The following is a 21,884-nucleotide window of genomic DNA, read 5'->3' as shown; positions in this document are numbered from 1 at the left end:
CGGCGCCAGGGGATAGTAAAGGGTACTGTAGAGTTCTCCTCGGGCCAGGATGCGTCCTTCGCTCGCAATTTTCCAGCCAAACTCCGGCGAACCAAAGGCGTCGCGAAAATCAATGGTCGTGCGGCGACTGACGAAGGCTTCCTGAATATCAAGCCGCGTCCACAGGTCTGTGTCCTCCGCAGGCGAAACCTGCGCAAAAAACGGCGCTGCAAAGACCAGCAAGAATGCTGCGGCAAGGCGCCGGAAAATCGAAGTGCGAACCATGGTCGATCCAGGCCTGCGATGCCAGCATTGTCAAGCGCGGAGCCTGCACTCTCAATGCGGAGCGGCAAAGTCGACGGCCAGCAACGTGATATCGTCCTCAAGGTCGCGCGGTTCTGCAAAACGGCGAACGTCTTCCAGCATTCCGTTCAGGAGTTCAGCGGGAGACTGTTCCGCGCCGGACAGAAAAAACTCCGGCAATCGCACGCTTCCGTAGTAGGCGCTATCCCGACGAACTTCGCTCAAGCCATCGCTATAAAGCAACAATCTGTCGCCTTCGCGGAGTTCATGGACGCTTGTTGGAAATTCAAAATGTGGCTCAACTCCCAGAAAAAAGCCGCCCTCCGAGGCCAGCTCAACAAGCGTGTGTTCGCGACGACGGAGCAGGTAAGGAGGCGGGTGACCGGCGAGTGCGCATTCTACAATGCCCTGCGTCAAGTCGGCGATGCAGTAGGCGGCAGTGATGTAGAGAGTTTGCGCCCCGATGAAACGATACAACTCGCTGTTGAAACGCGCCAGCGTTCTGGAAGGAGCTTCATCCTGAAGAACGCGGGCAAATATGACGCGCGCCATGCCTGCGACCAGCGCTGCGGCCACCCCATGTCCGCTGACGTCCGCCACCAGGAACCCGAAGCGCGATGACCCAAGTTGAACTGCATCGTAAAAATCGCCGCCCACGCTATCCAGCGCCAGATAGCGCGCCGCGATGGAAAGGCGAGGGTCTGTGGGCAGTTCGTCCTGCGCAGGCAGGATGCCCTCCTGCACGCGGCGGGCCATTTCCAAGTCGCCCTCGATACGCCGATTGCGAAGCTTGAGTTCTTCATTCAGTTCGCTGATCCGATTGCGCGCTTTGCGCACGTCGCCCAGATGTTTGCTCAGGCGTCGGTTCATGCTCTTGCCGTGGTCCGAGGTCTGCAACAACCAGAAGTGGAAGATACCGACGGCGGCGCCTACCAGGATGTACCATACGGCCGGTTGCCCAGGCGCCATCAGCAGAGCGCCGCCAAGAAGCCCAGCGGCATAGGCGGCGGCCCATAGCGGCCAGAAGAATCGAGCCAATACCGGCATAAGCGGCAGACCGGAGGGCAAAACCAGAAGTACAATTACAAGCGGCGCATATTCGCGCAGAGCAACCGAGAGATAGCCATAGTAGACCATTAAGGGAACGGTCAAGGTCGGAATGACTTTAGCCCAGCGAATGAAATTCCACCGAGCGCTGATTACCATGTAGCTGCCAAGTAATAGCAGGGTAAGGTAGTAGATGAACCAGACGACCAGACTTACAATTGGAATCTGCGGCGCTCTCTGATCAAAAAAGTAAATGGCAAGGAGCGCCAGAAGAATCCATAGCGGACCTTGAAGATAGGTCCAGGTTCCGCGCCAGAGAACAGCGCTTACCAGATCGCGAAGCCAGCGAGGCACTGCACAGTGTAGGGGGTCGGCGCAAGCTTTCGCAACCAAAAAAGGCGACACTGTACGAGATGGATTTCTGTTTGCAGGCAGTTCGCTGGCCCAGTGGCGACAGGTTTGCGCCTGCCGGTTCAGCGCCGCTACCAGGCGCCAGGCGGCAGATGGCGCTGGGCTGCGTAGCCGGGCCCTGCGTACGGCTCAAAAGCGTCCGCCGGCAGCCTGGGGCTCAGCACGGCAACGCGCAGCGCTACGAATACACTTAGAACGCCAAGAATCACCATCGCCGGCCGCGTCCGCGATCGTGGCGACTCTGCCGCCAGAAGCAACAAGGCCGGCGTGGTAAAAGCAAACATCCGTGCGACGTTGTCAAAAACGCTCCAGAAATAGTAGTAATCAGCGATGGCGATGCTCAGCAATGTGAAGAGCAAGGCCAGTCGAAAAGGCCAGCCTTCTTTCCAGCGACCGCTAAGAGCCGCCAGCAGCGAAGTTAGAAAATATAGAAACAATAACCATTTTGCTGATTGCTTTGCCAGTGCTAGAGCTTCCTCTGATCCAGGGTGGCTAAAGAAGGTGCATAGCAGGTCGCTCGATTCGGCAAGCATGCCGCGCATTCCGTCCAGGGGCGCCAGAAATATCGCGAGGATGCCGGCCGGCGCCATCCCCTGCACCGAACGCAGGTACAGTTGCCATAGCAGCGCCGGCGCGAGGGCCAGTGCAACAGGCGCCATGGCGGCTGTTCGCCGGCTCCACAGCGCGGCAAGCCCAAGGGGAAAAAGAAAAAAGAGCGCCGATTCCTTAGCCAGAATGGCCAGTGAGAAACACAGCCAGCTGAGTAACAGCCTCGCCGCCGGCAGCTGGCGCGGCCAAAACTCAAAGGGCCGCTGCGTTTGCAGCGGCCAACCAAGCGCCCGTCGGTAGGCGGCGAAACCAAGCAGGCTCATGGAGACTGCAACGCCATCGCTGACCGAAAGCAGAAAAGAAAGCAGCAAAAAGGGAGACAGAATGAATAACAAAGCGCTCCAGCGTTGATCCGCGGGGAGCATGCGGCACAGGCTGCTGGCGGCTGCAGAGAGCAAAAGCGCCTGGATCAAGGGCAAGGCCAGGGCTGTAGCCCAGGATGCCAGCGATTCCGAAAGCGGGGCGAGCAAAGCAAACGGCGCTGCAAGCAACGGATAGCCGACTCGAGGCGCGCGATAGGCGAAACTAAAACCATTGGGCCACTTTCCTGATATCAGCAGAGTGCGCGCATAGTAATAGAATATCTGCCCGTCGTAGCCATTTCCGCCATTGGCCTCATTGCCGATGAAGCGCGTGGCGCCGGGCGGAGTAATTGCCTCATTCTGGGAAACATAGTAGTGGCCGAAGTGCAACAGAGCGCCTGGATTGAAATGATAGCGTGCAATTTGAGCTGTGGCCAGGACGCCATAGAAGACCAGCAGGCAAATCCCCCAGCGCGGCGCCGGCCAGGCCGATAGTCTGGCGCCGATGCGGCGTAAGCGACGCTGGTAGTCGGCCAGGCTCATGCTTTGCCAGGCGCTGTCCGGCGGCCTTTGGTGGCCAGAAGATGCAGTCCGAACTTCATGGCCTGCCGCAAAACGCGGCTGTTGAAAGAAGAATTGGAGAATACATAGCGGATAGGATGCTCGCCGGCCGTCAGACCTGCTCGCACGCAAAGTGCCAGCGCTTCCATATGAAAATCAAAGGCCTTCGATTGCAGCAGAGCGTCAGCAATCGTCTCTGCTGCGCGGCGCGAATAACGGCGAAAGCCGCTGGTGCAATCGCGCAGACCGGGGCCGCGAAAGGCCAGTAAGGAATCAGTCAGCGCATAGTTGACGATCCGGGCTGCGGACCAGCTGATCAGACGGCGATAGGCTGGCACATTTTCGAGCTGTGCACGTTGCCCGATTACAACATCGAATTCGTCCGAGTAGTCAAAGAAACCGGGGAGGGCATCTGGATCATGCGAGAGTCCCGCATCCATAGTAACAAACCAGCGATAGTTCTGGGCCACCCCCCAGCGAAAGCCATCTTGGAGACCTTGCGGAATATGCGTCGCCTTCTCGTGAATGATGACATGGAGGGCATTGGGATGTTTGCCGGCCCGGCATTCGGCCTGCAATTCTGCAAGTATCCGCCCCGTCTGATCTCGACTGCCATCGTCCGTAACAGAGACGTCAGCGTAGGCGAGGCTGCGCTCAACCACTTCGCGAATGGTCTGTTCCTCGTTGTGCGCCGGGATGATTACCAGCCTGTCCTGCCCGGTCATTCTACAAACCTCCGTCGATCGGTCTGCAGGGCGACTCCGTTTTTCCGGATTGAGGCAGTTCAAATTGGTTGCCCCCAGGACTCTGGCCCGCCGCAGTGCGCTTGCAGCTCGCCATGCAAGCATTGTCAGTTCTGGTCGGAGTATATGCGGAGCGAGTCTACCGAATCTCCGTCGTCGCTGAAACTCTCGATCGATTTCCGCCAGTCGATTTTCTGAATTCGCAGCTGCGAGTCGATCGACTGGCGGTTCATCGCGACAGCCAGGGCATGTTTCGAGCGCGTCGTAAGTCGATGCGCTTTCTATGTGATCCGGCGACTGGACTATTTTCCATTCTCGGCAACCGGGGAGAACTGCTGGCGGGCAGCCTGCAGACAGGCGCCTATCAGCCGGCAAGTTTCAGCGTTCGGCTCCATGAACACGACCGGGTTCATGGGTTTGGCGCTGCGACCGGCGCCTTGTTGCGCAATGAACAGAGTTTTCAATTGTTGAATCTGGATACGCTGTTCTACAGTATCAAAGGCGCGTCCTACAGTTCTTTTCCGATTTTTCTAATTCGCCGCAAAGACAACAGCTTCCTGTGCGTGCTTCTGAACCTGACTACGCCATCGCAGGTTCAAGTACGCAGCGATCCGGCTCATCCAGATGGGCCTGGCATCTATCTGCAACCCCTGCAGCCGCCAGCGCTTGCCGGTTTTGATTTTTTTGTCATCGAAGGCGAGTTGCCCTCCATTGTGCAGCGTGTGGCAGAATTGAGCGGAAAGCCCTTCTTGCCGCCCCTCTGGTCGCTCGGTTTTCACCAATCACGATGGTCCTATCGTAGCGCGGAAAGGGTTTTGCAAATTGCCCGCAGGTTTCGCGAACTGCAGCTGCCGCTGGATGCGATACATCTGGACATTGACTATATGGATCGCTACCGCGTGTTCACCTGGCACCCGCGCAACTTTCCGGATCCGGTCGAGATGCACCGCAAGTTGAGCGAAATGGGCGTACGTACAGTGGCCATTGTTGATCCGGGCGTCGCCCAGCAGTCGGACTATGGCGTCTACCAACGCGGCGCGGAGGCCGGCGCCTTCTGTTTGAGCAGCGAACAGACGCCATTCATAGGCAAGGTTTGGCCCGGCAGGACAGCGTTCCCCGATTTCACGCAGCCTGCGGTTCGCCGTTGGTGGTCCGAAGAACACGGTGCGTTGTTTGCGGCGGGAGTCAGCGGGATCTGGAACGACATGAATGATCCCGTGCTCTGGATGGGAAAGAAATACGATCCACTCCATCAGGACGTGCTGCAGGCCGACGGTCAGTCGCTTGTGCGTAATACCTATGCGAACCTTGAATGTCAGGCAACCAATGAATCCTTTGCCCGCCATACGGGACTGCGTCCCTTTGTACTGACGCGTTCTGCTTTTACTGGCATTCAGAAATATGCGGCCGTTTGGACTGGCGACAATCATTCCAGCTGGGATCACCTTCGCCAGAATCTGAACATGATCGTGAACCTTGGCCTCTCCGGCGCCCCCTTTTGTGGCGCAGACGTTGGCGGGTTTTCCGGCGGGCATCCCTTTCAGGGAGTCCTCAAAGCGATTAAGCTGATTAAGAATCCAGAGCTCTTCAGTCGCTGGATGGAGCTTGGCGCCCTGATGCCGTTCTTTCGAGTCCATACTGCACTTTACTCGCACGCTCAGGAGCCCTGGAGCTTTGGCCCGGACGTTCTGGAGAATTCACGCAAACACATGCACCGTCGTTACCGACTGTTGCCGTACATCTATTCTCTGGCCTGGGAGATGCATCTTAGCGGGGCGCCGTTGGTTCGCCCGCTCTTCTACCATTATCCAGAAATGCGCGATACGGAGGCCGATACGCAATTCATGCTCGGCACGGACTTGCTTGCAGCGCCCGTGCTGGAGAAGGGCGCCCGGCTGCGCCGCGTAGCTCTGCCGCCAGGCGAATGGTATGAGTTTGAATCAATGGAGCGCTATGCAGGCGCGCAGGTCCTTGAACTTTCGGTGCGACCAGGCTACTATCCGCTGTTTGTTCGAGCTGGCGCCATTCTCCCCTGTTGCTCTGTGGCGCGCAATGCAGTTGAATCCGTAGCTGGCGGTTTGATCCTTGAATGCTATCCGGCAAAAGCAATGGAGGGCAGAGTGCGCCTCGATGACGGGGTCAGCGTCCAGAGCGGCGTCGATCTCTATGAACAGGCTTTCCGCGGAGAGCAGGATCGCAGCGGAAATATTTTGATCTCAACGCAAATTGTACGGAAGAAGTACACGCCGCCCTTCCAGCAGCTTCGGTTGCGCCTGCCGCCGCAATTTCGGGTAATGTCGCTGCGCGGAAAGCAATTCGAGGGGAGAGAAACTCCTTTGAACGGCGAAGACCGCAGCGCACGATTTTTTGAGTTTGATGTGCCGTTGAATTTCAGTGAGGCCAGCTTCGACTACCGCCTGGACTGGCAATAGCGGTAAGCCTTCAGCGCTTAGCTGAAGCGGATCGCTCAACGCGCCGCTTTGCGGATTTCAGCAATCAACTCGTGAATCTGCCGCACCCGCGATAGGGACCGAACGGAAAAAGTTGAATGCTGGCGGGCTACATCGCGAAATAGCACCTGCACGCGAGTCAGGTCCGCAATGTAGTCGCGAGACCATTGGCGGCGAAAGCGATTCTCGCGGCGTTCGAATTTTTCTACTGTATTACGTAGCGCCGCTTCTGCGCGCTGAAAAAATTCGCGACTTTCAGAAAGCGATTCCGTGGCGCCGGAGAATTCGCCACGCAGAATATCATCAAGGTCAGACTGTGTCGTGCGTTCGAAGCCGTTTCTGGCGTAGCTTGCAGACCCGCTGCTGGCGGCGGCGTCGCCCGGCTCGTCCTCGGGATCGTCTACGAATACCCTTCCGGAGAGATTGACGAAAACATCTTTGAGGAATCCTTCCCCGTTCATGGCGCGCTCGAAGGCCTCGCGACCTTGCGTGCGGCCGCGCTGGTAGGCGTCCATGGGTACGCCCTGCTCGGCAGCCGGTCGACGAACGACGCGCGGCTGCTCCGGGACCGGTACGCCTTGCTTGAATGCTTCGTAAGCCTCAATCAGAAAGCGCGCTTGCTTTTCATCCTTTGCGTTGCGCGTCACATCGGGATGGAGCGCCTTGATTCGCGTCCGGAATGCGCGTTTGACGGTCTCAGCGTTATCGCCGGGTCCTACGCCCAATGCATTGCAGTAGTCGCGGTAGCGATCCATCGGTACTCAAGGTTCGTAGGGATTGTGGTAGTCGCGGATGTTTGGCCGCTGCGGGTCCGCCTCAAACAATCGCGCAGCAAGGCGAACTGCGCGATAGACAAACAATCCCGCCAGCAATACGGCAGCGCCGGCCCAGACGCCGGCCGCCGCCGTCGTATTTCCAATTAGAGTTTCGGTCAGTCTGAAGCCGGCGTAGAGCGCGAATATTGCGGCGCCTCCAAGAAAAAGCGCCGCCAGGAAAAACCAGGCTGCAGAGCGCAAGGCCAGCGCGCTACGATAGCGCGCCTCCTCCCGCAAGTAGCCGGCCAGCGCTTCGGCAAATCGCGCCGGGCGTAGCAACAGAAGCAACAGCGCATCAAAAAGCGGATAGTAGGTCCAGCGCATGCGTTCCCGCCGCCTGGATTCCTCTTCCCGCTGATGGTCCTCTGCTACGCCGCCAGCGTCCTGCGAAGCGGTGTTCTTCTTAGAAGCGGCGCGGCCCACCCGGTCCGCCCCGCTCCGCTTCCGACGGCCAGCGCGTCTCGCGCTTGTGCGCCGGCGACGATCGGAGGCCTCGCTCACGATACCATCAACGATTGCGCATCAGGAGTCCAAGTATCACTCCCACGCCCACGCCTACGCCGGCCGCAATGATTGCCGCTTTTTGCGGATTCTGTCGCACATAGTCGCCAACTTGATCGATCGCCTCGTTGGCCGCATCCTTGTACTGCGGCAGCTTCTCCTTAAACTCCTTTAGAGTGGCCGCCGCCTTTTGCTGCAGTTCAGCCGCGTCTTGCCGGAGAATCTGCAGGCTTTCGCGCAACTGCGCCGCCGCCTCGCGTTCTTGCATTCCACCTTCCGTAGCCATCGCAACCCTCCTGCGGACGCGTCTATCATCGATGATTTTCCACGCCCCGTTCGCTTTCCTCAAAGAATTTGATGATCATTTCGACTTCTGGCAGCTTCGAACCGTTCTTTTTTAATTCCGCGACGCCCTGGCTGCGGTTCAATCCACTGTGATAGATGACCTTGTAAGCCGCTTTGATTGCGGCGCGCTGCTCCGCTGAAAAGCCGCCGCGGCGCAATCCAATCACATTCAGTCCAACTACAGCGGCCGGATTGCCATCGGTTGTCGCGAAGGGCGGGCAATCATTTACAATTTTGGCGCAGCCGCCTATCATTGCATAGTCCCCGATTCGGCAAAACTGATGAACCGCGACTTGACCTGAAATAAAAGCGTGGCTGCCGACCGTTACGTGACCGGCAATTACTGCGCCATGGGTCAGGATGTTGTGATCGCCAATGATGCAATCGTGACCCACATGAAACAGTCCCATGAAATAGTTGTGATTTCCAATTCGAGTGGCATGGTCCGGCTTTGCAGACCCGTGGATGTTGGTATGTTCGCGAAAGATATTATGATCGCCAATGACCAGGTAGCGCGGCGAGCCCGGGGCGACGCTCAAATCCTGTGGCTCGCAATTGACTACGGCGCCGGTCGAGAAGCGATTGCTGCGGCCGATCTTTGCGTTGGCATAGATGCGAACGTGGGAATCTATGAAACAGTCCTCGCCAATCTCGACGTCGGCGTCGATCATTGAATAGGGCCCAACCTCAACGCTGTCCGCTAACTTTGCCTCCGGGTGGATGATTGCTGTCGGATGAATCTTCACATCGCTGCCTTGCTTAAAATTCTCGAGCCAGGAGCGCCCGTTTCAGGCCGTCCTCGTCTCGCGTGGCATTCCTGTGGCCCAGGGCTGCCGCGCAGGGCAATCGAAAACCCTTGAACTGTTTTTAGCTTGCCTTATGATGCACTGCACAAAAGTTGTCCATGCGGCAGATTTGCCGCACTGGGGTAAGGTATGAAGACCCTGCAAAATCTGGCAACGGCTCTGCTGCGCCTCCTGGAATCCCGGATCGATGCCTGGGCCCTTTCTAGAATTGCACCGAGCCCGGCGGGCTCGGTTCGCTGGCGCCGCGCCGCACTGTGGACCACAATTGCGATTGGCGCGGCTGGCGCAATCTGGGCCGTAGAGCAACGAGCCTGGTTGCAAGTGCAGTGGCCCGGGCAGGCGGTCGCAGCTGATAGCAGGCTGTCTCAGCCATCTCAGGCGCCGGCAGCTCTCCCGACAGGACTGCGGCGGCAAGGCCCGGCGCTGATCTATACCTGCCAGGGCAAAGAAGCGGCCTCCAGGATGAGTTCGCGTCTTTACGACTTCAGCGCTATCTTTGATCGCGAGGAACTCCAGCAGCGGCTCATTGCCGACAACCGCGGCGCCTTCCAGGCTGCAACTTGCAAGGTTGGCGCGGAGGTTCAGATCCCGGCGCCGTTGCTTGCGCCTCTTCAAAATGCGCCGATTGGCGATGTGGTCGCGGAACCAGTGCGTGCGGTATATCTCTCCGGCGACAATATGCGTCCCTCGCGTCTGGCCGCCGAAGTGCGCCGCTTACGATCGATCGGCGCCAACGGCGTCGTTTTCGATGTCAAAGACGTGATTGGCGTTGTCAACTACCGCAGTGCAGCGCCCAATATCGAGCGCTACCGTCGCTACGATCCGCCGATCCGCAACATTCAGAAGACAATCCGTTATCTCCACGAAAATGGAATGTTTGTCATCGCGCGAACCGCGCTTTTTCAAGATCAGAATTTGGCAACACAGAGGCCCGACCTCGCTATCCACGATCGCAACGCTGCTGGCGGCATCTTGCTGGTAAAAGGTCGACCGCTGTGGGTTGATCCAGGCCAGGAGGAAGTGCGCAGCTACAATCTTGGCCTCGTTCAGGAACTGATAGGACTCGGAGTTGACGAGATCCAGTTCGACTACGTGCGCTACCCGGCGGAAGGAAATCTGTCCGGCGTCTCCTACCATGGAGTTCAATCTCCTCACGATAAGACCGGCTTTCTGGCGCGCTTTCTGGCCGGGGCCTGGTTGTTGACACGGGCCTCGAATACGCGTCTGTCCATTGACATCTTCGGAATTGTGGCCTGGGGCGAAGAGGTCGACGTCAAATCGACGGGGCAGAGAATCGAGCGTCTGTCACGCTTCGTAGACATTCTTTCGCCGATGCTCTACCCTTCGCATTTTCATCGCGGCTGGGGGGGAATTGCGAACCCCGCCGACGAACCGTTTCGTTTTTACAATGAGGGAGTACAGCGCTTCAAGGATCGAGCGCGATCGGGCATTGTAATTCGTCCCTGGGTGCAGGCCTTCAAGTGGCGAGTTACGCGCTACAATGAAGAGTACATTCGCCAGCAGATTGCCGGCAGCAGCGCCGCTGGCGGCCGCGGTTGGATGATGTGGAATGCAGGAAACGACTATGATATGGTTTACAGCGCGCTGCGCCACGGAGAATCGTTGACAACGCAGCGTTCCGCGAGCCCGCAGGAAGCGGTCCCGGGAGGCTGAAGCCAGGTTTCAACTATGCGCGCCCCGGCCGAATTTCTTCTGGAACAGCCCGGCGCGCTGCAGCCATTTTTTCAACCGATCATCTCTGTGGCGGACGGCCGGATTTTCGGCTACGAGGCTCTGGCGCGATTGCGCGTTGGCGATGAGCAACGCAGTCTGGGCGCCTTCTTTTCCAGCGCTGACCGCACGCGCGAAGAAAAGCTCAATCTAGATCGTCGGCTGCGCAGCCTGTCCCTCCAGCGCGCCCGCGAAGCGAACATCAGCGAACGTCTATTTCTGAACATTCATCCCAGCTGGATCAGCGCTCGTTACGCCGAAGAGCTGGACTTTCCCACCTTACAAATCATAGACGAAACTGGCTTCCCTGCCGAGCAGGTAGTCATTGAAATCATCGAAGAGGAGATTCGTCACGAAGACTTCGATTTGCTAAACCGATTGCTGGATCGCTATCGCGAACGCGGCATGAAGATTGCCATAGATGATTTCAGCTACCCGAACTTTGATCGATTGATCAGTCTGCGTCCGGATTTCGTCAAAGTCGATATTCGATTGATTCGTAAGAGCGTGGAAAGCGCCGAGTATCGCCGCTTGATTCGCTACATAGGAGAGTTTTCGCAGGAGCTGGGCGTTGCCGTGCTATTTGAGGGCGTCGAAACGCTTGTGGAACTGGAGAATTCCATTGAAGCAGGGGGCTCTCTGGTACAGGGCTTCTTTTTCTCAGAGGCTCGCGAGGATTTTCAAGCGCCGGACGTTCACCAGGGACGCATCCGCCTGGGGTTGAACAATATCACTTATCGCGCGATGTTGAAAAGCGAGAGCACGCTGCGAATTGAAGACAGCATGAATCGCTATCTGGCGCTGGTAATTGCACGCGAGCAGGTATTTGTGCGATCCAATCTGGACGAGGCGCTCAGTCGTATTGCGGCTTTCCTCCCGCCGCAGTGTTTTCGAGCGTTTATTTGCGACGGACTTGGCATTCAACGCTCATCCAACTTTACCCGAACCAGCGGCGACCAATTCAAATTCTATCCTGAATATCGAGGAAAAAACTGGGCCTGGCGTCCCTATTTCTTTCCCAATGTGGTGCGCATGCGCGCTGTGCAGCGCGGCGTAGTCTCCAATCGCTACGTCGATTTCGAGACGCGCCGCCACACGCTGACCTTCTCCTACCCGCTGGGTTCCGACCTGTACATTTTCCTGGACTTCGACGCCGAGCATTAAATGGCGATGGAGGATAGCTCCTCCATCAACCGTGTTCGGGATAGGCCTCGTTTCCGTGCTCAATCACATCCAGACCTTCCACTTCTTCCTCTTCGCTGACACGCAGACCAATTGTGTATTTCATCAGCAAAAACAAGAGCAAGCCGACGCCGAATGCCCAGGCGAAGGCCACGCCTATGCCAATCGCCTGCACGCCGACCTGCTTCCAGCCGCCGCCATAAAACAATCCTGCAACTCCATCGCCAAAGTCCGGATGCGCAAATAACCCGGCGGAAAGCGTTCCCCAGGCGCCGCAGACGCCATGGACAGAAACGGCGCCCACTGGATCGTCGATATGGATTTTGTCGAAGAAGATTACGCTGAGCACCACGACAATGCCGGCAACCAGTCCGATTGTGGCAGCTCCAAACACGCTGACGTTAAAGCAAGGCGAAGTAATTGCTACCAGACCGCCCAGAATTCCGTTTAATACCATACTCAAATCCGGACGACGGAACAGAATCCATGAAGTGATCATCGCCGCCAGTCCGCCTGTCGCCGCTGCCATGTTGGTGGTTACGGCAATGGTCGCGAAATGTCCGCCGCGTACTGAAAGAGTGCTGCCGGGATTGAAGCCAAACCATCCAAACCAGAGGATGAAAACGCCGAGAGTGGCCATGGAGATATTGTGCCCGAAGATTGGCAGGATCCGGCCATCCTTCTGAAATTTGCCAATTCGCGGTCCGAGGACAATTGCTCCGGCCAGTCCAATCCATCCGCCAATGCTGTGCACCACGGTTGATCCGGCAAAATCGATAAAGCCCATGTTGGCCAGCAGGCCTTTGTTTTCTGCGCCGCCAGGGTACAGCGATGACCACGCCAGGCTGCCAAATACTGGATAGACGAAGGCCGAGATCAGCATCGTATAGACGATGTAGCTGGTAAATTTGGTGCGCTCGGCCATGGCGCCGGACACGATGGTGGCCGCAGTACCGCAGAAGACCAGTTGAAAGAAAAGAAACGTAAACTTTTCGGTGTCAGGTTTGCCGTCGGTCCAGAGCAAATCGCTGCCCAATTGCGGCGCGCCTATGCCAATGCCGCTCAGCATCTGCGGACCAAACATGATCGCAAAACCGATCAAGGTGAAGAAGATCGTCCCCAGTACAAAATCGATGACATTCTTGGCCAGTATGTTGACGACGTTCTTTACCCGTATGAAGCCAGCTTCGACGTAAGCGAAGCCGGCCTGCATGAAGAAGACCAGCACGCCGGCGATGATCGTCCAGGCCATATCGCTCTCTTTGCGGGCTGCTTCGATTTCCTTTTTCTGCTCATCCAGCGCGCTATGCAGCGATTGCAGTTCTGTACGCAACGCCTGCTCGGCGTCCGGCGCCTCGTCTTCGGCAAATAGCGCGGAGGCGCTGATCAGCATTGCTGACGAGATCAAGGCGCAGGCCAATTGCCCGGTCCGTTGCTTCCATTTGCGGCGAATGTCACGCATGTTCATCCAGTCCTCCTTCCGGCTGCCCGGCGAGGTCCCGCGCGAGGGGGACGCACGGAACCTCGCCGTTGTTTCAGGCAGACAGAACGCCCCTTTTTTCGACATTGGCCAGGGCGGCGCGCAATTGCTCATTGGCAGGCGCGGCCTTGCAGGCCTGTCGCAGAATTTTCAACGCCTTGGCGTTTTGGCTCTCCTTCAGGTAGCAGCGAGCCAGCATCAGACTGGAATCGCTGTAGGCAAAATCGACGGAGAGCGATTGTTTGAATTCGCGTTTGGCGGCCGCTACGTCGCCGCCCTTGTAGTACACATTTCCGAGCATGAAAAAGATCTGAGCGCTTCGTTCGCCGCTGGACTCTACGTATTCGCGCAGATAGCGCGACGCTGAGTTGTAGTCGGCTTCGCGGTAGTACATCCGCGCCAGCAGCAACAGATTGTCCAGCAAGGAGGGCTCCTGTTGATAAGCCTGCGTGGAGTAGGTAAAGGCTCGGTGCGGGTTTTTCTGGGCGATGCTGGTGCGCGACTTGCGAAAGAGTTCCGCCGCTTCATTGTAACCAGGATTGACCATCGCCAGCAGCACGGTTACGTCATCGCCGCGCGGCGCGCCCTTGACATGATCTTTCCAGCGTTCAATGAGGGCGCGACAGATATCGCGGGCGTCATAGGCTGCGCCGCTCTGTTGCGCCGCCAGGCGGGCCTCTCGCAGCCAGGCCACCGGCTTTTCATAGCCAAGCTCTCGCCCTTCGCGGTCGCGCTGTTCGGTCAGTCCATCGGTGTACATGACCAACATGTCGCCAGGGGCCAGTCGGCCAAAAGCCTCCGGATAGTCTGCACGGCGCGACTCCATGATACCCAGAGGAATGCCAGCTGTGTCGATTTGACGGAAGTCGGCATCTTCAGCCACGTAGTGCAGCAGGCGATGATGGCCGGCGTTGACCATCGAATAGGTCTGATCATTATAGACGCGAACGATCTGCGCCGTGAAATAGGTGCCCTCCGGTAGCTTGGGGCGAATGGACTCGCCAAGGGCCTCCATGATTTCGGGCAGTCCCATGCCCTGTTCCACGCAGCGTCGAAACTCATGGTGGATTGTGACGGTGACCAACGCTGCGGATACCCCGTGCCCGGAGACATCGGCCAGCAGCAGCGTCGTGGACGGGCCCCTGCGCATTACATCAAAGTAATCGCCGCTGACCTCTACCATTGGCTCGTAATAGCAGCCGAAGTGGATGCCATTCCACGGCGGCAGATCGGCAGTAACAATTTGAGCCTGCACATTGCGGCCCATTTTGAGGTCTTCATCAATGCGCTTCTGCGCTTCGATCAATCCCTCGATCAGGCGGACTTCGTTAAGCGCCAGAGCCAGCTGGCTGGCCATTGCTTCGAGGATCTCGAGGTCGTCTTCTTTGTAGAAGTAGGGAATGTCCTTTTCAATGGCAATCACGCCAAGGATGTTCTCTTTGTAGAGAATTGGGACGCAAATCGTACAAAGCGTACTTTCGCCTTCATCGATCAGTTCCGGCTCGGAACGCAGGTCAGCAATTATGGTCGCCTGGCGCTCCTCAAAGACGCGCCCCGAAAAGCCCTCGCCGCTGTGCAAATCGCGCCGCGGCGGCGAAGTTTCCTTCAAAAAGCGTACTGGCCGCAGCAGCTCGTTCTCCCAGAGACGCAGAGTTACGTTATCTACCTCGAAGATCTCCTGGCAGAGCGCCAGCAAGCGGTCGAAAAGCTCCGATTGATTGGAGATATTGGCGAACTCCTTGCTGATATAGAGAAGGATATCGATCTTATTCTTGGCCGTCAGACCGCCGACGACCATCTTGTTTCCGCGGAAGCTAACCACCTTCCGCTTTCCGTACTTGACCTCGATCATGGCAACCCTCCGCCCCCAAACAGCGGTTCGGAACCCCTGCGCGGCTTCTGCCTGCCGGTTACTGACCGGCATAGTTGCTTAAGCAATTGGCGTACCTGGCGCACCATAATTCTTTTGCGCCGCAAAAAGATGTTTATTGGGTTGGCAGATATGTCTGAAATCGCCCTTTCAATACGCAGTGGTAGATCGATGGACTCGATTTCGCTTATAAAAATGACATATCTAAAAAAATGGACTTCCGGCGCCTATTATTCGAGCGTTAGATCAGCTTAATAAAGTGGCGCCATGGACGCTTACAGAGCTGCAAAAATTCCAGGAAAAAGGGTTGCTATACGTATATGTGGTAGTTACGATGCTGGTGCGGGCGGGTCGCCGCCTGAGAAGGTTTGCCATCCTTTACACCGACTCTGGTCGCATCGGCGACCTGCCCGCTTATCTGTTCTTCTGCCATCCTCCGGGAGGCGTCTCTGGAGTTTATCGCCGGCGCCTCAGTCGCCTTTAGCGCCGGATACGTTCCGCTTCGCGAAGCACATAGCGGACAATTCGATCGCGATAGCCTTCGCGAAGCTCCAGAAACTGAATACGCAGGCGCGCCGGGCCGCGACTGGCTTCTACAACGCGCGCCTTGCAACGGATTCGCTCGTCTCCCCGGTCAGCTCGCGGTAGCAACAGCTCAAAATCGTGGAGTTCTCCGGCGGCAAACTCATGTCCGGGAATCTGCAAGCAGGCCCCGCCGCCTCCCAGATCGGTCGTTTCACCATAGCGCAGCTGAAGCCGTGCTGGCAAAGCGACCGGCACACGGAAAAAGTTCCGCTTTTGCTCGCGGCGCACGCCCGTACTGTGTTGCACCAGCGCGAGGCCTTCTTCCACGCGCAGCACGGCGGCGCGCAGCCGGTATCGCCCATCGGGTCTTTCCAACTGCCATTGCAGATCGCGCCCTGTGGCTGGCGGTTCATCGAAATCGCACAACAAGCCCTCTTCGGAGATGCGGAGCACGGTGAGACGGCTTTTGCCGTCGGTTTCGATCAGCTGAACTCCGGGCGCCAGGTCCGCTGTCGTCCGAACGCTCTGGCCTTCCTGTCGGCCTTGCATCTCCGCTCGAATTCGCAAGAAGAGAATCTGCAAGAGGTCCAGGCCACGCTGGGCCGCATCGCGCGCGCAGCGTTCGAAGGCGACGCGGTCAATCAGCGCCAGATGGATTTCTTCCGGGGACAGGCTGAATGCCGCAAGCTCTGCCATCAAGGCCCGATCGCCGGGCGATAGCCGCAAGCGGTCGGCCGCTTCTTCGAATAGTCTCCGTGCAATGCTTTGCTGGCGACGTCGCTGTGCACGCCGTCGCAGAACCGGCAGCGCCGAAAAAAGCAGAACGATCATCAGGACCACTACGGCAAATGCAATCAGTTCGCCGGCGCCTGGCGGCTGAAAGCCGCGACCTACGTTGCTCAGGAAGCTGTTGACTCGCTCTTCGTTGAGAATCACGATGCTATTCCCATAGCAAAATTGGCGGCGCTCAAGCGCCTCGCGGAGGAGATACCCCGCGAAAACTGCGCCAGAATTCGCGCCAACGACGTCGCAATACCGCGGGCCAGGCTTCGCGGGTTACTTGCAGCAAGAACGGACTGAGAGCGGAACGCATCAACTGCGGATCTTCACGCTGTGGCCATCGGCCGCCGTGCGCGGTGCGCAGCAAATGACTGGAGGGCAGGCTGGCGTTCAACTGCTCGCAGGAGGCGGCGCTCCGCAAGGGATCCAGATCTCCGGCTATTAGCAGCGCCGGCGACCGAACTCCGGCAACATAGGGGGGATTCGATGCACCGTGCAGTTCGCCAATGTAGGCCATCAACCAGGGCCATGTCTTTCCGCTTTGCGCTGGCCGATAACGCGCCAGCTGATGCCAGGCTCGATCGCCCGGATTGGCCAGCGTCCAGTAGAACCAGAAGAGCAAACGATTGTGCGACGCCAGAGCAGCCAGTCGCGGATACCGGCAGCAAAATTGCGGCGAGACGATCGCAATTCCGCGAATCTCTTCGGAGCACAAAGCAGCAGCCCGCAAGGCAAGCGCTGAACTTGCGCCTTCTGCAAGCAAGGCCCAGGGTCGTCTATCGGACTGTAACAGCGAGCAAAGGCGGGTCAAATTGCGTTCTGCCGGTCGTTGACCAGGAGGATGGGCCGGATCACGCGGAGCGCCGATCAATTCGAAACAGGTGATTTCACAAAAATCGCCTAGCATCGAGTTCCAGAATCGAAGCGCCTCATCGGCCGGTCGCCACGGCTCCGGCAAGAGGCAGACCTGAACCAGCGCTTGATCCCGGGCGCCCACAAGCCAGAAGAGGGCAGGGCTTGCGGCGCGTCAACGTGACGCGCTAATTGAAAGAATCAGACAGGAAATATGGAGACGAGGGGAATCGAACCCCTGACCTTTTGAATGCCATTCAAACGCTCTCCCAACTGAGCTACGCCCCCGTCTGCTGCAGCGCCGCCTCTGGCAGGCTGCAGCGATGTAAGAAATTGTAGAATAGCGGCGCTGTCAAACAGAAAGCGACTGGCGCCCTGTCGTAATCTGCTTGTAGAGCGCGGGCGCGGCAGCGATGCCAGTTCTGCCTTGCCTGGCCTGATAGAAATCGTCATTGCAGTGACCGTCCTGTTCTTCCTGGCGGTTGGCGGCTACTATGCCTATCGAACGATGGCCGGCCCGCGCCAGCTCGAAGACATTGAGCGCCTGGTGCGCCGCGGCGCACATCGCGAGGCGCTCTTCGAATTGCGTAAGTTCATCGAGCGCGATGATCGCAACTTTTTGGCGCGCTACCTTCTGGCTCAGACCCACTCCGCCATGGGCGAAGGCGGCGCTGCGATCCTTGAATACAGGCAATGTCTGAAGATCGCGCGCTGGACGCCGACAATCACGGAAGCTGCAGTACGCAAGGCGATGGCAGCGGCGCTGGAAAAAAGCGGAAACCTGACAGAAGCCAAGAACGAATACCTGATTGTAACGCAGCTCGATAGCAAAGACGTTGAGGCTTTTTATCGGACCGGAGAACTTCTGGTGCGCGGCGGAATGCACCAGCGCGCCATTCCCTATCTGAAGCGAGCGCTCGAATTGAATCCGCGCCTTGCGGACGGACATGCATTGCTGGGTCAGGCTTACTTCCACCAATCGGCGCATCAGGATGCCCGGCTCAGTTTGCAGCAGGCTGTAAATCTCAAGAACGACCAAACAGTGGCCCACTACTTTCTGGGTTTGACCATGCGGTATCTGGGCGAGCTGGAGCCAGCGCTCAAGGAGCTGGACAAGGCCGAACGCGATCCGGGACTTCGCGACAAGGCAATCCTGGCAAAAGGGCTGACGCTGATAGATCTGGAGGCCTATCCGCGAGCCATGCAGGAACTGGATCGCGGCATCAAGACGGCGCGGGCCGGGACGGATACCTTTATCAATCTCAACTATCTGCTGGCGACCGCAGCAGAAAAGAGCCGCGATTTGCCGGTGGCGATCAAACAATGGGAGCTGATCGAGCGATTGAAGCCCGGTTTTCGCGATGTCCGCGAGAAACTCAAGCAGTATCAGGAACAGCGCACCGACGATTCAGTAAAGGATCTGGTGATCGCCGGCAGCGCACAATTTGAAAATCTTTCGCGGAAATTGATCGAGAATATGGGGCATTCCATCTCTGCCTTTCGACTGCGCAACGATACTGCGGCGGAAGCTTTAACGGTCGATGATGAGGGCGGCCGTCGTCAGATGCGTCGGAATTATACTCTATTCTGGATCCTTCGCGATCAGGAAGCCTTGCAGGAAAAGACGGTCCGAGATTTCCATGAGTTGATGCGCGAGAAGAACGCCGCCCGCGGCATAGTCATCACTGCGGGCGAAGTATCGCCGCAGGCCCTGAGCTTTGCCTCATCGAGACCGATTGATATCGTTGACGCCGCCAAACTCGGGGAGCTGATGCGCGCCATCGCGCCTTGAATCCATGGATGCCCCCGACGCCCAGGCGAGCCATGCCTTTCGGCCGCTCTTTGAGCCTGTCAGCGGCGGTCGACTGGCGGTGCGCAGGCTTCCAGAAGTCCTCGAGATTCTTGATCTGGCTCTGATGGAATTGACGCGCATGGTCCAGGCGCGGCGCGGAAATTTCTATTTTTTTTCAGAAAACGGCGATCTCTTACCGCACCGCAAGGGCGATGATACGCCGGCGTTACGAGCGCTGGCCGAAACAGCGCTGCAATCGCGCGCCTCTCTGCTCTACGGACCAGCAGGCCTCTCTGGCCTACGGCTGAAGCAGGAAGCGCCGGCGAACTTCGCTCTGGCGGCGCCAAGTATGTGCGGCTACCTGAGCTTGCAGGAGGGCGACCTCGGCGTCGTCGCCCTGAGCGAACCGATCTATCTGGATCAGTTTTTTGAGGCTGACTTCAATCTGATCAAGGGCTTTGCCGCAACCTTCGCCATCTTGCTGCGCAACGGAGTGACCGGGCGGACGCCGCGCGAAATCTTTCTGAGCTTCAAGTCGAGCCTGCTCCTGCTGCAGGAGAACACACACCTGCTGCAGCGAATCAAGGAATCGGACTATCGTCTGAATACCGTACTGGAGGTGTCCAATCAGATCAACTCCTCCAGGGAACTGAAAGAACTGGTTGAGGCCGTGCTCTACAGCGCGCGCCGAGTGCTGCGCGCACAGAGCGCCAGTTTGTTTTTGATGGATCGTGCTACCGGAGAGCTGTATTTCGATATTGTCGCCGGCCAGGGGCACGATGAACTGCAGGGTATGCGCATCCCGCGCGGTCAGGGCATTGTTGGCCTCTGCGCCCAGGAGAAAAAATCGGTAGTTGTCAATGATGCGCTCAATGATCCGCGGATCTATCGCCGCGCAGACGAGATCAGTCAGAACATCACCCGCAACTTGATGGCAGCGCCGCTGCTGGTTGATCAGGAGTGCATTGGCGTCCTGGAAGTCATCAATACGATTGATCGCTCCTCGTTCACCCGGAGCGACCTCGAAATTTTTGAAAGCTTTTCCGATTCGGTAGCGATCGCTGTTCAACGCCGAACGCTGCTGGATGACTTACAGCGTACGAACCTCGAGCTGGAACGCAAGCTCCGTGAAACTTCGGCGCTGCACGCTGCGGCTGCGGCAATGATGGGCAGTTCCGCTGAGGGCGATCTTTTTCGACGCACACTGGAGTCCGTCCGGGAAAGCATGAACATTCAACGACTTTCCATTTTGCTCAAGGACGAAAGCAGCGGCCTGTTGCGATTGGCCGTTAACATTGGCAGCTTCAGTCAAGCGGAACCGGTTCAGCCCGGCCTTGCCCAGCGAGTTTTCGACAGCTGTCGACCGCTCTTTCTTGAGGACATCAACGGCAATATCGAGCTGCGCGAACTGGGCGCGCCCGGCCGCTACCGTAGCGCAACCTGCATTTTGCTGCCCATGATCGGCAGTTTGCGCAGCGAGCCCTACGGCGTATTTTGCGCGGCCGATCCGGCGCTCGGCATCTTCCTGGAAGATGATTTTCAACTGCTCTCAACCATTGTAGCACAGATGGTCGGCGGCTATGAAAACCAGCTGCTGAACCAGCAAATTGCCGCCCAACGAGCAATGGAGCAGGAAGTCGCTATCACTTCGCGAATCCAGCGCAACATTCTGCCTGGCGCATTCCCACAGCATGCGCTGGTTGAGCTGGCCGGACGTTCCGAAATGGCCCGCACTACCGGCGGCGACTTTTTTGATTTTCACGTTCATGAACCTCATGGCGCCGTAACCGTACTCGTGGCCGATGTCTCGGGGAAGTCGCTGCCGGCCGCATTGTTCATGGCCATTTCCAGCTCCATCCTGCGGACAATCATTCGAGCTGAAAGCGATCCTGTCCAAATTCTGGCTCGAGCCAATGATTTGCTGTATGAAGAATCGCAATCCGGGATGTTCGTGACCGTGTTTCTGGCGCGATATGAGCCTCATGCCAATCGCTTGCGCTATGCATCGGCGGGGCACAATGAGATGCTCTTATTGCGCGCCAATGGCGAAGTTGAGTTGTTGAGCGGTCGCGGCCATCCGCTGGGCGTGCGCGCCTCGCATATGCAACGATACACCGGCGGCGAATCCCATGTAGCTCCCGGAGACATGCTGGCGTTGTATACCGACGGCGTAATCGAGGCGGTGCGTAGCGACTCTCACGAAGAGTACGGAATGGACCGCTATTTGACAGCGCTGCGCAAGCTCCAGGACCGAGCCCCGGCCGAAATCATTGATTCGATTTATGGCGAGGTCCAGCGTTTTAGCGGCGAAGGTCTGCAGAGCGATGACTTCACCATGCTGGTCGCGCGCTTTTTCGGCACGCCAGCCGGCCTTCAAGATTACAATCTCCATTTTCCAGCCACCCGAAGCAGCGTACCGGAGTTGCGCGATCAGCTCGGTCGAATCTGCCTGCGCCACGGTATCTCTGGCGATTTGCTGGATGATATTCTGCTGGTCTCCGATGAGGCAGCCACAAATATTGTAGTTCACGCCTACGGCGACCTTGCGGAGGGCGTCTCGGAGTTTGAGTGCCACTTGCAGATTGAATCAAACCATATATTGAAGATGAATTTTCGCGATTCCGGTCGGCCCTTTGAGACCGATCTGGTCCAGGAACCCGATGTTCGCGAGAATCTCTCCGGTCGCAGAAAGGGCGGTTTTGGCGTCTACTTAATACGATCGCTCATGGATCAGGTTCGCTACGAGCGAAAAGACGGTGAAAACCTGCTGGCCATGGAGAAAGACATACACAGACCCTGA

17 protein-coding genes and 1 tRNA gene are annotated in these 21,884 nt (G+C 57.6%); 5 read left to right on the top strand and 13 right to left on the bottom strand.

Annotation, left to right across the window (positions count from 1 at the left end; all coding sequences use genetic code 11):
* The 4 genes from K1X75_15500 to K1X75_15485 form a co-directional block, all read right to left on the bottom strand.
* The coding region (locus K1X75_15500) for a hypothetical protein (protein ID MBX7059467.1) at positions 1–264 on the bottom strand (264 nt) is incomplete at its 3' end.
* A gap of 51 nt (positions 265–315) precedes the next feature.
* Complete coding sequence (locus K1X75_15495; GenBank protein ID MBX7059466.1) at positions 316–1,683, bottom strand: serine/threonine-protein phosphatase; 1,368 nt, start codon at positions 1,681–1,683, stop codon at positions 316–318.
* 128 nt (positions 1,684–1,811) lie between these two features.
* Positions 1,812–3,194, bottom strand: a complete 1,383-nt coding sequence (locus K1X75_15490; protein MBX7059465.1) for a hypothetical protein — start codon at positions 3,192–3,194, stop codon at positions 1,812–1,814.
* Positions 3,191–3,937, bottom strand: coding sequence for a glycosyltransferase (locus K1X75_15485; protein MBX7059464.1), 747 nt, complete (start codon positions 3,935–3,937; stop codon positions 3,191–3,193). The genes K1X75_15490 and K1X75_15485 overlap by 4 nt, the downstream gene beginning before the upstream one ends.
* 113 nt (positions 3,938–4,050) lie before the next feature.
* On the opposite strand from K1X75_15485, the gene K1X75_15480 reads away from it, so the two are divergent.
* Complete coding sequence (locus tag K1X75_15480) at positions 4,051–6,387, top strand: hypothetical protein (protein ID MBX7059463.1); 2,337 nt, start codon at positions 4,051–4,053, stop codon at positions 6,385–6,387.
* Between the two features lie 35 nt (positions 6,388–6,422).
* On the opposite strand, the gene K1X75_15475 is transcribed toward K1X75_15480, so the two are convergent.
* The 4 genes from K1X75_15475 to lpxA are packed head-to-tail and all read right to left on the bottom strand — an operon-like array spanning position 6,423 to position 8,812.
* Entirely contained in the window at positions 6,423–7,160 is a 738-nt protein-coding gene (locus K1X75_15475; GenBank protein MBX7059462.1) for a J domain-containing protein, read from the bottom strand.
* A 6-nt stretch (positions 7,161–7,166) separates the two neighbouring features.
* A complete protein-coding gene (locus K1X75_15470) occupies positions 7,167–7,721 on the bottom strand; it encodes a hypothetical protein (GenBank protein MBX7059461.1) in 555 nt (184 codons plus the stop codon).
* Positions 7,722–7,728: 7 nt separating this feature from the next.
* Complete coding sequence (locus tag K1X75_15465; GenBank protein MBX7059460.1) at positions 7,729–8,007, bottom strand: hypothetical protein; 279 nt, start codon at positions 8,005–8,007, stop codon at positions 7,729–7,731.
* A 25-nt stretch (positions 8,008–8,032) separates the two neighbouring features.
* Entirely contained in the window at positions 8,033–8,812 is a 780-nt protein-coding gene (gene lpxA, locus K1X75_15460; GenBank protein MBX7059459.1) for an acyl-ACP--UDP-N-acetylglucosamine O-acyltransferase, read from the bottom strand.
* 189 nt (positions 8,813–9,001) lie between these two features.
* Between lpxA and K1X75_15455 the strand changes: the two genes are divergently transcribed.
* Both K1X75_15455 and K1X75_15450 read left to right on the top strand, forming a co-directional pair.
* Complete coding sequence (locus K1X75_15455; GenBank protein ID MBX7059458.1) at positions 9,002–10,546, top strand: putative glycoside hydrolase; 1,545 nt, start codon at positions 9,002–9,004, stop codon at positions 10,544–10,546.
* Between the two features lie 15 nt (positions 10,547–10,561).
* Positions 10,562–11,767, top strand: a complete 1,206-nt coding sequence (locus K1X75_15450) for an EAL domain-containing protein (protein ID MBX7059457.1) — start codon at positions 10,562–10,564, stop codon at positions 11,765–11,767.
* A gap of 25 nt (positions 11,768–11,792) precedes the next feature.
* Here K1X75_15450 and K1X75_15445 read toward each other — a convergent pair whose 3' ends face one another.
* The 5 genes from K1X75_15445 to K1X75_15425 form a co-directional block, all read right to left on the bottom strand.
* A complete protein-coding gene (locus K1X75_15445; GenBank protein ID MBX7059456.1) occupies positions 11,793–13,178 on the bottom strand; it encodes an ammonium transporter in 1,386 nt (461 codons plus the stop codon).
* Positions 13,179–13,320: 142 nt separating this feature from the next.
* Entirely contained in the window at positions 13,321–15,117 is a 1,797-nt protein-coding gene (locus K1X75_15440; protein ID MBX7059455.1) for a SpoIIE family protein phosphatase, read from the bottom strand.
* 498 nt (positions 15,118–15,615) lie between these two features.
* On the bottom strand, positions 15,616–16,596 hold the full coding sequence (locus K1X75_15435; GenBank protein MBX7059454.1) for a PilZ domain-containing protein: 981 nt from the start codon (positions 16,594–16,596) through the stop codon (positions 15,616–15,618).
* 31 nt (positions 16,597–16,627) lie between these two features.
* Entirely contained in the window at positions 16,628–17,437 is an 810-nt protein-coding gene (locus K1X75_15430) for a hypothetical protein (GenBank protein MBX7059453.1), read from the bottom strand.
* Between the two features lie 70 nt (positions 17,438–17,507).
* Positions 17,508–17,580: transfer RNA gene (locus K1X75_15425), tRNA-Ala, on the bottom strand.
* Positions 17,581–17,719: 139 nt separating this feature from the next.
* On the opposite strand from K1X75_15425, the gene K1X75_15420 reads away from it, so the two are divergent.
* Together K1X75_15420 and K1X75_15415 are read left to right on the top strand one after the other, a co-directional pair.
* Positions 17,720–19,084 carry a tetratricopeptide repeat protein gene (locus tag K1X75_15420; GenBank protein MBX7059452.1) on the top strand — a complete coding sequence of 455 codons (1,365 nt, stop codon included), beginning with the start codon at positions 17,720–17,722 and terminating at the stop codon, positions 19,082–19,084.
* A gap of 4 nt (positions 19,085–19,088) precedes the next feature.
* Positions 19,089–21,884 (top strand): SpoIIE family protein phosphatase, encoded by a 2,796-nt coding sequence (locus tag K1X75_15415; protein MBX7059451.1) that lies wholly within the window; start codon positions 19,089–19,091, stop codon positions 21,882–21,884.

The sequence above is a fragment of the Leptospirales bacterium genome (genome assembly GCA_019694655.1).
Classification (GTDB): domain Bacteria; phylum Spirochaetota; class Leptospiria; order Leptospirales; family Leptonemataceae; genus SSF53.
Note: the sequence above shows the minus strand (reverse complement) of the source record. Positions and strands in the feature narration are given on the sequence as shown.